Below are 13,180 nucleotides of genomic sequence, written 5' to 3'. Positions count from 1 at the left end.
TAACTTAAATCACTTAGTGTAGCGCTCGAAATCTTCTGCAGTATTCACCTGAACGCGCTGCTTAATAATGGACAAAATCCACTCTTTAGCTTGTGCAACAGGAACACCATTCAATTGGCTGCCATCGCGGAAGCGGAAGCTCACAGCATTGTTGTTCACATCCTCTTCACCAGCAATCAAAGTGAAAGGTACCTTAGACTTAGAAGCGTTACGAATCTTCTTACCAAAGCGATCGTCAGAGCTGTCCATTTCGCAACGAACCATGTTCTCTTCCAAATCGCTAATAAACTTTTGCAAGTGTGGAGCAAACTCGTCTGCAACAGGAACGCCAGTTACCTGAACTGGAGCCAACCATGCTGGGAATGCGCCTGCGTAATGCTCAAGCAAAATAGCGAAGAAGCGCTCAATAGAACCGAAGAGTGCGCGGTGAATCATAACCGGGCGCTGGTGGCTACCATCAGCCGCAATGTACTCCAACTTAAAGCGCTCAGGCAAGTTGAAGTCGAGCTGAATGGTAGAAACCTGCCAAGTGCGGCCAATTGCGTCTCGCGCCTGCACAGAAATCTTCGGGCCGTAGAATGCAGCTCCACCTGGATCGTCCACAAGTTCCAAACCAGACTCTTTAGCAACCTCTGCCAAAGTGTTTGTTGCTTCTTCCCAAATCTCGTCGGAACCAACGAACTTGTGCTCATCCTTAGTGGAAAGCTCCAAGTAGAAGTCGTTCAAACCAAAATCTTTAAGAAGACCAAGCACAAAGTTAAGCAAGCTCTTCAACTCATCGCGCATCTGCTCACGAGTGCAGTAAATATGCGAATCATCCTGAGTCAAGCCACGCACGCGAGTTAAGCCATGAACAACGCCAGACTTTTCGTAGCGATACACGGTACCAAACTCAAACAAGCGCAAAGGAAGCTCACGATAAGAACGCTGACGAGACTTAAAGATCAAGTTATGCATTGGGCAATTCATTGGCTTCAAGTAGTAGTCAGCGCCCTGGCGGGTTACGTTACCGTTTTCGTCGCGCTCTTCGTCAAGCTTCATTGGAGGATACATGCCATCCTTGTACCACTGCAAGTGGCCGGAAGTCTCATACAATCCACCCTTAGTAATGTGAGGAGTTTGTACGAAGCTGTAGTGATGCTTGCGATGCTGCTCGCGAGAATAATCTTCCATTGCGTTAATGATTGCAGCACCCTTTGGATGGAACACTGCCAAGCCTGGACCAATCTCGTCTGGGAATGAGAACAAATCCATCTCTTGGCCGAGCTTACGATGATCACGCTTAGCAGCTTCTTCCATACGAGTTGTGTAAGCCTTAAGTTCTTCCTTGCTTGGCCATGCAGTTCCGTAAATGCGCTGAAGCATAGGATTCTGCTCCGAGCCACGCCAGTAAGCTGCAGCTACACGCTCAAGCTTAAAAGCCTTAATATAGCGAGTATTTGGCAAGTGAGGTCCGCGGCACAAATCGCTCCAAACTTTATTGCCTTCGCGATCCAAATTGTCGTACATGCTAAGCTCATGCTTGCTGATTTCGCCAGCAGCAGCCGGATCAAGAGCCGCTTCCTTATCCCCAATCAACTCCAACTTATAAGGTTGGTTTGCTTCTTCAGCGCGCGCTTCATCTTCTGTTACAACGCGACGACGGAAGGATTGAGACTCTTTAATAATGCGCTGCATATGCTTTTCGATTTGCTTCAAATCGTCTGGCGTAAATGGAGTATCAACATCGAAATCGTAGTAGAAGCCGTCTTTAATTACAGGACCTACGCCCAACTTTGCGTCTGGTCGAATTTCTTGAACAGCTTGAGCCATCACATGGGTAGCGGAATGACGCATGATTGCGATGCCATCTTCACTATCAAGAGCTACTGATTCCACGGTATCGCCGTCATGAAGAGGCGTGTACAAATCACGCAACTCGCCATTTAAACGCACGGCAATAATATTCTTATCTTCCGCGAAAAGTTCAACGCCAGTGAAGCTTGCATCCACCTCCTTGCGTTCCTCGTTTACGGTGATGGAGATGGTATTTTCAGCCATAATTGTCCTTTTCTATCGGGGTCTTGCGTTACTAATGTGCAGACCTGGACTTGTGTGGCGTCGATGAATTTATAAACATATCACATACATAAACGGCTTACGCAACAAAATTACGCAAGCCGTTTAAAACAACGACGTCAATCGCGCGCATTTTTCACGCACAATTGCTTGTCACTCTAGAACACACAGCAGACAGAATAGTAAAATTACTAAAAACTAATAGATTTTTGTAATTATTTTCGCTAATTGTATTAAATTTTACTAAATACTCTACTTGCTAGTTTTTGTTTAGAAGAAAAATGCTTTGTAAATAACTGATGTAAGGCAACAAATAAACTTTCACATAACTTCACTGCAAGGAAGAAAGCTCCAGCAACGATTGCTATACTACCGCCAGTAGAAAGACTAAATATTACCGCTATACCCAATCCAGCTAAAGCAATAATCACAGAAGTTAAAACGCAAGCAATAACAAACATGTGAATTGACGAGACTTTGCCCTTAAGTGCTGCAGCAGGTGCAGCTATAAGGGATACAGAAACAACAGTTCCAACCGCAGGAATAATAACAGAAACAGTTATGATAATAAGAGCTAATACAAGACCTTGCATTAATCCAGCTCTTCCACCAGAAGCTTTGTAATCAGTAGGATCAAAAGAGCAGTGAACTAAATTAGCAGCGTTCAACATCCAAAGTAATAATGCTAGCAAAAGCGTAAATGATGCAGCTGCAACATCAGCATGAGTACAATTCAGCAATGATCCTGCTAAGAAGCTTTCAATACGTAACGGAAGAGGAGCAAACCACTTGTTTAAAAAGTATCCACTTGCAAAACCAACAGTAAGCGTAATTCCAGCAGCAGCTTGAGAAGATATTCCTTTTAATTTAGAAAGAGCATGCATTACAAAAGAAAGAACTATACAAGCAAAAGCTGCTCCAACAAATAATCCTATAGAAAGAATATTCTGATCAATTGTGTACATTGAGGTTACAACTACGCCTAAAACTGCTCCAGGAAACGCAGCATGCGTAATAGATTCAGTGAAGAAAATACGCTGATTTAATAAAGCTAATGAGCCAACAAGTCCACACAAGGCTCCTACAACTACCGCCTCAACCATGGGAAGCGCAATAATTTGCCACATACTTACCATGATTAGCCTCGCTTTGCGCCAGTAAGCTCAGTAAGATCAGCATGATCAGTAAGATCAACACCAGTATCTGACTGAGAATTACTTAATTTCAAAATTTTTTTAGATTGAAGCAGAGAATATATGCATCTATAAATTGTTCGTAGAATAAGCACAACCACGAACATTGCGCATATGCTTAAAGCAACTGCAGCTTGAGGAGAAATAGGGTGATCTAATTCGAGATTCATCACATACATTCCAAGCAAAACTCCAGCAATACCAACACCAATAGCCACAAAAGCCATTGATCTGACAGTTCTTGCAACTAATCTTGCGCTAGCTCCAGGAATTATCAAATATCCTATAACAAGCAGCACTCCGACAGCGGATGAGGCTGAAACAACTACTGCAGCAATTCCAGCATTCAAAATTATGTCAACAAAAAGAGTATTTACGCCCATAAGACGTGCGCTCGTCCTATCAAATGCCACAATAACTTGCTGTTTCCATGTCAGTAGCAAAACAATTATAGTTAGCAAGCAAATCCACATAGCTTGGGTCATTCTATCGTCAGTAACATCAAGAAGTCGCCCAAACATAAGAGCTTCTAACTGTCCTGACATATCTCCTTTTTTAAGCGAGATAACGATTCCACACGCGAAGAATGTTGTAAGAACAGTTGCAATAATCGACTCGTTTATTCGTTCACATCTTGTGGCAAATACAAGCGCAATTACTAAAATTACAGCGCAAATGGACGCACCGGGAAGAATATTATCTATACCACCGTAAAGCGCTCCAACAACTATACCTGGGAATATTCCATGAACAAACGCTTCAGCATTAAACTCAGCGCAACGCAAATTCACAAAAACACCTACTACGCCACTCGCTATTGCAAGCATAACTAGCAGACAGAACGGTCGAAAAAGATAAGGTGCTGATGCTATAAAATCAAGCTCATCAATTGGTTCTAAAAGTTGCCTCAAATATTCAACGAGTTCAGCTAGCATGATTCTCACCCTTTAAAGAGTTTGAATCATCATTATTTGCAGACTCATCAGAAATTTCATTAAGCGTCAATCCGGCTGTTGATGCTGGAATAGTACCGCCGTATGCAATAGAAATATTTTCTTTTGTCATTACTTCTCGCAAATTTCCGAATGCTATTTGCTTACCAGCTAGCAACAATGCTTTTTCACATATAGCGTCAGCTATAACAAGATCATGTGTAGAAACTACGAAAGATATACCTTCTTGTTTCGCTGATTTCATAATTGTAAGAAGTTCTCGCCTATTCGGCTCATCTAAACCATTAAACGGTTCATCAAGTAATATTAAAGTCGGCTTTGCAACTATAGCTCTAGCAAGAAGAACTCGCTGTCTTTGACCTCCAGAAAGATCACCAAAGCGCATGTCTGCACGTTTTAAAAGACCAACGTGACGAAGAGCGTCCTCAACGGCAGCTTTCTGCGATTTACGCAAAATACCAAAGAATCCAGTTTTTCTGCTCAATCCCATGGCTACTACTTGCCTAGCAGTGATTGGAAATGTCAAGTCCAAATCAACTTGCTGAGGAACGTAGCCAATTGAGATTGACTTTGGCATGCGTAACTCTCCATGACTTACGCGCACAATTCCGATTATGGCCTGCAAAAACGTTGTTTTTCCAGATCCATTTGGACCGATCAAAGCCAAAGCCTCACCAGATTCTAAGCTACCGTTAATCCCAGTAACTACGGTTTTATAGCCGTATGCTAGGTCGCAATCTTTCATTGCGAGGACGCTCTTACTCACTATTTACCGACCTTTTATATCGTTAACTACTTCTTCAACATGGACTTAATCGTGTCTGGAAGCTCTGGAACCTTACCATTCCAAGCCTTCACTAAGGTTTCAACATTGTGAACGATAGATCCAATATAAGTTTCTCCCGCAGAGCCTACTGGTCCAAGAGAATCACCATATAAAGCATCGTCACCAATAATAGCTTTTACACCTGCCGCAGAAGCAACAGCCTTGATTGACTTAGAATTGTTGGAATTTTCAGCAAACAGCGCGACTGCACCAGACTTTTTAACAGCTTCTGCAGCTTGCTTAATATGCTCAGCTGTTGCATCCTGCTGGCTATTGAAGTCAGATAGTGCAGCACCTATGAACTTTACGTCGTAATCTCTTGAGAAGTATCCGAAAGCATCATGAGAAGTGAAGAGAACGCGATGCTCCTTAGGAACACTATTCAAAGCTTCAGTAGCCCATGAATCCAAATCAGTCAAAGACTTTGTAAACTTTTCAACGTGCTCGTCGAAAATTGTTTTGCTTCCAGGAAGAGCTTTACCGAGGAAATTACCGATATTCTTAACCTGAATCATAGTGTTCTTAGTGCTTGTCCAAATATGTGGATCATATTGGAATTCAGGCTCTTTTTCACCTTCTTCTGGAGGGAATGGCCACTTTTCAGCATGCACTTTAGCAATACCACGATCAATCTTGTATGGAAGATTCTTTTCTTTAGCAGCTTCAGCCTTTGGATCTTTAATTTCATCAGCTGTAAGAATACCGGATGTTACGCCCATAGTACCTTTGAAGCCAGTTGCTTTTACAGCCTGATCCAAGAAGTGCTCAAGATCAACGCCAGAAACCAGCATTAAGTCAGCTTTAGATAATGCTTTAGATTGAGCTGGAGTCATTTCGTGTTCGTGAGCAGAAGCATTCGGCGCGAGTAAGCATGTCAGATTAATAGTAGACTTTGCTTTATCTTGAGGAGCTCCGATTACAGACTTCTTACCTTGAGAATCGGTTTTGTTTAGACTTAATCCAGATTTTGCGTCTGCAGTTGACGCAATTTGTGTTACGTAATCGCAAATCTGAGTAGTTGTTGCAACTACGTTCACTTGATTACCTTTTGCTTTGCTATCAGAGTTCTTTGAAGAACCACAAGCACTCATAGAAGTTGCTAGTAATGCAACCGCAGCAGCAGTTGCGAAAATTCGTGCAGTTTTCACATTGTTCCTTTCAGGAATCTTTAGCGTTATTGCAGGGGTCGATTTCGAGACTTTGCTCATGAAAAAAATAATCATTCGCAATAACGCTTATAGCATAAGAAAAATATGCGCATAGGTCAATCAAAAATGTGGAAAAATATAATTTATTTTTAAAAAACGCGTTTTGCTAAAATTTTATCTGATATAATACGATTTTTTTGATTTGATGCATAAAATCAAACAAAAAATAACATAGATAAAACGGCTATATATAAGCAAATACTGAAAGCACTAATAAATTTGTTATATCAAATATTTCCGCTATAAAAAATTCTAATTTTTACCTCAACACGCTCGACACGCCGCAACACGCGAATAACTCAAAAATTACATTTCTTCTCAAAATATTTACATATTGGAACACAACATATGTTAATCGAACAATACATTTGTCCAAATATAAAAAATAAAACAGTAAACTAACAAACTTACTAACATGCATCACAACGATTAAACTTAATAATATGACATTCCAAGAAACCCAGCTAAACCTACATTCTCAAAATAGTTATTCACAAACAGAAGGCACATCTGCAATAGAAATTAACATGCAAACTGTGTCAAAATACGTACGAACCCCACAAAGTACTGACAATAAGTATTCACGAGGAGTTCTTGGTTTAATCACAGGTTCAAATTCGTATCCCGGAGCAGCAGTATTAAGTACTAAAGCAGCTGCATATTGCAATATAGGAATGGTGCGTTACGCAGGACCGTTACGCGCACAAAATTTAGTATTACAATCACTGCCAGAAGCAGTCGTTTCTGAAAAATTACAAGGAAAAATAAACGCTTTAACAATAGGGTCAGGAATATCAGATTCAGAACACAGTTACGACGAAGAAATAAAATCTCAACGAAAATATATAGAAGAAATACTCAAAAAATACGAATCTGAAGAAAATAATATACAATCAGAAACTCAAAAATCCTTGCCGCCAGTATGCGTAGACGCAGGCGCTTTAGACTTACTACCAAAAAACGTTTGCCAAAAAGTAATTTTAACCCCACATGCCGGCGAATTAAGTTACCTTTTTAAACGATATGATTCTTGCATAAGCTCGCAGCAAATAATAAGCAATCCAATTTATTACGCACAAAAAGCAGCAGATCTTACTGGCGCAACAGTACTACTTAAAGGCGCAAAAACAATTGTTGCATCGCCAAAAAATCTTAATAAACCAGTATATGTAGCACAATATGGTCCATCTTGGCTCGCAACAGCAGGATCTGGAGATGTACTGTCTGGAATTATTGGCGCCACTCTCGCTCAACAGGAAGAAACTATCGAAAACTACGCTATTATTGCGGCTAGCGCAGCAGTAATACATGGCATTTCAGCAATGTTGGCAGCTTATAGCAGTAGCGAAAATAATTACACACAGTTTGTTAAGGAACTTGTGAAAGCCAAGAAACCTCTTATGCTTGAACACCCAATTGTTGCTAGCGACATAATCGCAGCATTACCACACGTTTTTGGGATTCTCATAAATATGAAGTGAAATCTTAAAAATAAGCTAATAAAAATACGCAAACAAACACGAAAAACAAATACGAAAAACAAATACGAAAAAATAGGAAGTATCAAAAATATGAACAGTACAAAAACAGTTGAGATTCACGACGTTATGTTTGATTACTGCAAAGTTCTATTAGAGTGGAACTGTAGAAATTGCTTAGAAAAACAATTCCCAAATTTAGTTGATACGATTTGCCCTAATGGAAGCTTTGGAAAGGACGATTTAGCAGGATTCTACGAGTTTGAAGATCGCATGGACGGCGGCGAACTTTTGAAAGATCTTATGCCTGAATACGAACGCCGTTTTGGAAGTGAACTCGCTGAAGCTTTCCGCTGGTACTGCGCACATTATGATCAAGTTCTTACGCGCATGATGCCTGGCATGGTTGATTTGCTAAAAGATTTACGAAATGCAGGTTATGGTGTTTGGGGATTAACGAATTGGTCTAGTGAGACTTTCCCACTTGCGTTGAAAAAATTCCCAGAACTTTCAACACTTCTGCAAGGAACTATTATTTCTGGTGTAGAACATTTGCATAAGCCACAGCCGGAAATTTTCAAACTTGCTATTAGTAGGTTTGGACTAAAAGCTGAAAGTACAGTATTTTTTGACGACAAACCGCAAAATATTGATGGCGCTAATAATGTAAATATGAATGCATTCGTATTTACAACAGCTGAACAAGCACGCAAAGATTTAGCTTCACTAGGCGTAAGTTTATAGTAGTTATGTAACAGTTAGCTAACGCTTAAGCAGTGACAGAATTGTTGAGTAAAAGCTCTATTTAATTTAAATACACTGAGAAATAGAAAAATTAAATAGAAAAATTATAAAAATCAGCCAGGAAGGTACTTATTATGACGCTACTTCAGTTGAAGTACATTGTAAAAATTTTCGAATGCGGATCTATGAATGAAGCGTCACATGAATTATATGTATCACAACCAGCTTTAAGTTCTTCAGTTCGCGAACTAGAGAGAGAACTCGGCATAGAAATTTTTATGAGATCATCTCAAGGAATTGTTCTTACTGTAGAAGGTGCAGAATTTCTGACTTACGCGAGGCAGGTTTTAGATCAAGCTGCATTACTTGAGGAAAGATATTCTAGTAAAAAACCTAGAAGGCAATTATGCAGCGTGGCTACTCAACATTACATGTTTGCTGTTGAAGCTTTCGTAGAAATGATTCGTAGCATACAGTCAAATGAGTATGAGTTTTATATTAGAGAAACACGTACAAAAAATATTATTAATCAAGTTAATGATATGCGCGCAGACATAGGAATCTTGTATCTTTCAGACTACAATAAAGATGTTATTGGAAAAATGCTAAGAGAAAAGCATTTAGAATTTCACCCACTTTTCCGCGCAAAGCTTCATGTTTTTATTTCGAAAGACAATCCACTTGCTTCAAAAAGCAGTTTAACTTTGGACGATTTAAAACCATATCCTTTTATACAATACGAGCAAGGCGAAGATGGAAGTTTCTTCTTTGCAGAAGAGGCAGTTTGGCCTAATCATCCTCCAAAGAAAATTAATGTAAGTGACCGCGCAACAATTCTTAACTTTATTATTGGTTTAAACGGTTACACAGTTTGCACTGGAATTGACAACGGCGATCTTAATAATGAAAAAATTGTTACGATTCCTTTGGAGTGCGAAGAAACAATGCTTGTTGGCTGGATAAAAAATGAGAGAACAAATCTTTCTGACGCAGCCCACACATACTTATTGCAACTACAGTCTGTTCTTACTAATCATGGGTACAATCTCATAACTAAAGTGCAGTAAAAGTAGCAAGAGTAGCAAAAAGTAGCAAAAAATAGCGAAATTACTGCACTTACCATGCTAGATCATCAAGCAACTGATCTACCCACTTTATGATTTCATGCTCGCTCATAGCAGCAGAACCTAGAGAAGTTTCAAAAGGAGTTGGAACAATCAGCAAATGATTTAACGGCCTGTACTGTAATGATTTGTATATGCGTTTCATTCGCATCAATACTGACTCTTTTGGATCAAATCCCACAACTCTAAGTGAGCGACCTTGCGAAACTAGCTGAGTTATTCCTAAATCTCTAGCTTTAAATCTAAGACGAGCGACATCAAATAAAGCTTCAAGAGATTTAGGAGGATTACCGTAACGATCCGTAAGCTCATCACTGATTTCTTTAAGATCATTATCATTCTGAGCTTGCGCAAGTTTCCTGTAAGCTTCTAATCGCAATTTATCCGCATCAATATAATCCGTTGGTATAGATGCTTCAATAGGAAGATCTATACTAACCGAAACAGCCTCTTCACGTTCAGGCTCCTTATATTTTTCTACAGCTTCGGAAACCATGCGGACGTAAAGATCAAAACCAACGCCCTCAATATGACCACTTTGCTCATCGCCAAGAAGATTACCAGTACCACGCAATTCCAAATCTTTCATAGCAACATCAAAACCAGAGCCTAGTGCAGTGTGTTGAGCAATTGTTGCAAGTCTATCGTGAGACTGTTGTGTCATAGGCTTAGACGGATCATACAAGAAGTAAGCGTATGCGCGCTCACGTCCACGACCAACTCTTCCACGCAACTGATGCAATTGACTTAGTCCAAATCTGTCAGCGTGATCTACAATAAGCGTATTTGCGTTGGAAATATCAAGTCCAGTTTCAATAATCGTAGTACAAACAAGCACATCAATATCTCTATGCCAAAAATCTCGAATAACAGCATCAAGCTGTTTCTCTCCCATTTTTCCGTGCGCGATAGCAACGCGCGCATTCGGAACAAGCTCATGAATTTTATTAGCAACAGAACTAATATCTTCTACGCGATTGTGCACATAAAATACTTGACCTGCACGCAACAATTCACGCTTCACACAAGCAGCAACTTGAGCATCCTCATATGCGCCAACGTAAGTTAATACAGGAAGACGATCTTCAGGAGGCGTAGCCAAAGTTGACATTTCTCGAATTCCAGTTACGGCCATTTCAAGTGTTCTAGGAATTGGCGTTGCAGAAAGACTCAACACATCTACATTCGTACGTAAAGCTTTTAAAGTTTCCTTATGCTCAACCCCAAAACGCTGCTCTTCATCAATGATGACTAATCCTAAATCTTTGAATTTTATACTAGGATTAAGTAGCTTATGCGTACCAATTACAACATCAACACTACCGTCCGCAAGACCCTCCAAAGTATTATCTATCTCTTTTTTAGTTTGGAATCTGCTCATAGCAGCTACTTTTACAGGAAAACCTTCGAATCTTTCAGTAAAAGTATCAAAATGCTGTTGTACAAGAAGAGTTGTTGGAACAAGTACAACAACCTGTTTTGAATCTTGCACTGCTTTAAACGCAGCTCTTAAAGCAATCTCAGTTTTGCCAAAGCCTACATCGCCACAAATCAAACGATCCATAGGCATTGGTTTTTCCATATCAGCTTTTACTTCATCAATTGTAGTAAGCTGATCTGGAGTTTCCTGATATGGGAATGCGTCTTCCAACTCTTTTTGCCATGGAGTATCTTTACTAAAAGCAAAACCTTTAGACTGTTGTCTTGCTGAATATAGTTTAATAAGATTTTCTGCAATCTCATGAACATGTTTTCTTGCTTTCGCTTTTGTAGCAGCCCAATCAGACCCACCAAGCTTATTTAGTTTTGGTATTTCCGCACCAATATATTTACTTACAGCATCAAGTTGATCTGTTGGTATAAAAAGTTTATCTGCAGGAGCGTTACGCTTGCTTGGAGCATACTCTATTACTAAATATTCTCTTTCAGCCGTACCACCAGAAACAGCAATATTGCGCTGTTTCATACCAATAAAACGGCCTATGCCATGCTGATCGTGTACAACGAAATCACCTGGCTTAAGCTCCATAAGATCAATAGCTTTATGTCTTTTTTGCGGAGTTTTAAGACGACTTGCAGCAGAAGAATGTCCTGTTATATCTCTTTCAGTTAGTAAAGCTATTCGAGCGCTTTCGTCTATAAATCCGTCTACTGCATTAGAAACTAAAGAAGAAAATCGTACAATTCCTGTCTGTTTTAACGCACGGCTTAGTCTTGCTACAGTACCACTTGCTGCTGCAGTAATCGTCACATCATATCCGTCATCAAGCAATGCATTAATACCGTTTGTAACTTTTTCTTCACTACCTCTAAACTCATTAGGAGATATAGCAGGAAGATTAACGTTTATTTGATTATTGCTAACTGTATCTGCATCAATATTTAGTGATGTTAATTTCCAAACATCATGTTGCGAATAATATAAAGATGATAATGTTTCTTCAAAATCTAAGAAATTAGCTTGATCAAAAGTTATAGGAGCACCCGAACCGCGTCCACTCGCTGCAACATGCCAGCTTGCTGCAAGAAACTCATTAGCTGTTTTAGTAACATCATCAGCAGCTCGTCTACATTTCTCAATATCAGAAAACATGATTACAGCATCATCTGGAAGCATGCTTTGCACTGATTCCATATTGTCTATTAGAGCTGGAATTAAAGATTCCATACCTTCTACTGGTATAGCTTGTGAAATAGATTCAAGCATGTCATCAGCGTTAGGAATAGAACCAATTAAAGACTTAGCACGTTTACAAACACTTTCAGTAAGCTGTAATTCTCTACAAGGAGTAGCCCATAGACTACGTATAACGTTACCGTACGTACGCTGGTCGGAAGCATGAAATTGTTTTATACTATCTATCTCATCTCCAAAAAATTCCATTCGCACAGGATGAGTCATTGTTGGAACAAAAATATCAAGAATTCCGCCTCTTACAGCAAATTCTCCTCGCTCCATAACTAAATCGACACGCGTATAAGCATTCTCAACAAGACGTTTTATAGCTTCTTCTAAAGGCATTTGAGATCCGCATGAAAATACAAGAGGCTCAACATCAGCAAGACCAGATACAACAGGCTGTATAAGAGATCTTACCGGCATAACAAGTACGCGAATCGGCCCAAATAAATCACTAGAGGAATCAGGGTGACGCAATCTGCGAAAAACAGCTATTCTCGAAGCAACAGTGTCTGCTCTAGGCGACAATCTTTCATGAGGTAAAGTCTCCCAAGCTTCAAGTTTCGCTATATCTTTTTGATTTCCCTCATACCAGTCACGAATAGAATCAGTTACTTCGTCAGCTTCCCTTCCAGAAGGAACTACTAAAACTACAGGATACTGTTCAGCAACTTTCGCAACTAAAGCAGGTCTTATTCCAACAGGAGAAGAAACATTAACAATATTCACATACTTTTCATCCACATTCTGAGGCTCTTTTTCAAGCCGAGAACGCAAATCGCAAAGTTTACTAAACTTCTCATCTCCTGCGCATAAGCGCGAAAGAAGATCAGATAAAGCTCCCCCATAATTATTTTCTTTTTTATAAGATACTTCAGAGCGATAAGTAACAGTTTTTTGCATAAAACTACCGGTT

At 39.7% G+C, this 13,180-nt stretch carries 9 protein-coding genes; 3 read left to right on the top strand and 6 right to left on the bottom strand.

Translation table 11 applies throughout. From position 1 onward, the window contains the following. Positions 1-9: 9 nt before the first annotated feature. The 5 genes from thrS to ACPFYS_RS00265 form a co-directional block, all read right to left on the bottom strand. Entirely contained in the window at positions 10-2,040 is a 2,031-nt protein-coding gene (gene thrS, locus ACPFYS_RS00285) for a threonine--tRNA ligase (protein ID WP_427876808.1), read from the bottom strand. 251 nt (positions 2,041-2,291) lie between these two features. Then, positions 2,292-3,194, bottom strand: a complete 903-nt coding sequence (locus ACPFYS_RS00280; RefSeq protein WP_427876806.1) for a metal ABC transporter permease — start codon at positions 3,192-3,194, stop codon at positions 2,292-2,294. 2 nt (positions 3,195-3,196) lie between these two features. Then, positions 3,197-4,186, bottom strand: a complete 990-nt coding sequence (locus tag ACPFYS_RS00275) for a metal ABC transporter permease (protein WP_427876803.1) — start codon at positions 4,184-4,186, stop codon at positions 3,197-3,199. Next, on the bottom strand, positions 4,176-4,949 hold the full coding sequence (locus ACPFYS_RS00270) for a metal ABC transporter ATP-binding protein (RefSeq protein ID WP_427876801.1): 774 nt from the start codon (positions 4,947-4,949) through the stop codon (positions 4,176-4,178). Before ACPFYS_RS00270 ends, ACPFYS_RS00275 begins: the two co-directional genes overlap by 11 nt. A gap of 47 nt (positions 4,950-4,996) precedes the next feature. Then, complete coding sequence (locus ACPFYS_RS00265; protein WP_427876799.1) at positions 4,997-6,178, bottom strand: metal ABC transporter substrate-binding protein; 1,182 nt, start codon at positions 6,176-6,178, stop codon at positions 4,997-4,999. Positions 6,179-6,765: 587 nt separating this feature from the next. Between ACPFYS_RS00265 and ACPFYS_RS00260 the strand changes: the two genes are divergently transcribed. From ACPFYS_RS00260 to ACPFYS_RS00250, 3 genes are all read left to right on the top strand, one after another. Next, the gene (locus tag ACPFYS_RS00260) at positions 6,766-7,719 is read left to right on the top strand and encodes an ADP-dependent NAD(P)H-hydrate dehydratase (protein WP_427877689.1); all 954 of its coding nucleotides are present in this window, start codon (positions 6,766-6,768) and stop codon (positions 7,717-7,719) included. A 90-nt stretch (positions 7,720-7,809) separates the two neighbouring features. Continuing rightward, on the top strand, positions 7,810-8,460 hold the full coding sequence (locus ACPFYS_RS00255; RefSeq protein ID WP_427876797.1) for an HAD family hydrolase: 651 nt from the start codon (positions 7,810-7,812) through the stop codon (positions 8,458-8,460). Between the two features lie 134 nt (positions 8,461-8,594). Then, positions 8,595-9,527: a LysR family transcriptional regulator gene (locus tag ACPFYS_RS00250; protein ID WP_427876796.1), complete on the top strand. Its 933-nt coding sequence runs from the start codon at positions 8,595-8,597 to the stop codon at positions 9,525-9,527. Positions 9,528-9,576: 49 nt separating this feature from the next. Here the strand turns inward: ACPFYS_RS00250 and mfd are convergent, their stop codons facing one another. Continuing rightward, a complete protein-coding gene (gene mfd / locus ACPFYS_RS00245) occupies positions 9,577-13,167 on the bottom strand; it encodes a transcription-repair coupling factor (protein ID WP_427876795.1) in 3,591 nt (1,196 codons plus the stop codon). Between the last annotated feature and the right edge of the window lie 13 nt (positions 13,168-13,180).

It is taken from the genome of Gardnerella sp. 2492, from assembly GCF_050320365.1.
Taxonomy (GTDB): Bacteria; Actinomycetota; Actinomycetes; order Actinomycetales; family Bifidobacteriaceae; genus Bifidobacterium.
Note: the sequence above shows the minus strand (reverse complement) of the source record. Positions and strands in the feature narration are given on the sequence as shown.

Coding starts and splice junctions, on each gene's coding strand:
- thrS (WP_427876808.1), bottom strand. CDS start 2,040: ATGGCTGAAAATACCATCTCCATCACCGTAAACGAGGAACGCAAGGAG.
- ACPFYS_RS00280 (WP_427876806.1), bottom strand. CDS start 3,194: ATGGTAAGTATGTGGCAAATTATTGCGCTTCCCATGGTTGAGGCGGTA.
- ACPFYS_RS00275 (WP_427876803.1), bottom strand. CDS start 4,186: ATGCTAGCTGAACTCGTTGAATATTTGAGGCAACTTTTAGAACCAATT.
- ACPFYS_RS00270 (WP_427876801.1), bottom strand. CDS start 4,949: ATGAAAGATTGCGACCTAGCATACGGCTATAAAACCGTAGTTACTGGG.
- ACPFYS_RS00260 (WP_427877689.1), top strand. CDS start 6,766: ATGCAAACTGTGTCAAAATACGTACGAACCCCACAAAGTACTGACAAT.
- ACPFYS_RS00255 (WP_427876797.1), top strand. CDS start 7,810: ATGAACAGTACAAAAACAGTTGAGATTCACGACGTTATGTTTGATTAC.
- ACPFYS_RS00250 (WP_427876796.1), top strand. CDS start 8,595: ATGACGCTACTTCAGTTGAAGTACATTGTAAAAATTTTCGAATGCGGA.
- mfd (WP_427876795.1), bottom strand. CDS start 13,167: ATGCAAAAAACTGTTACTTATCGCTCTGAAGTATCTTATAAAAAAGAA.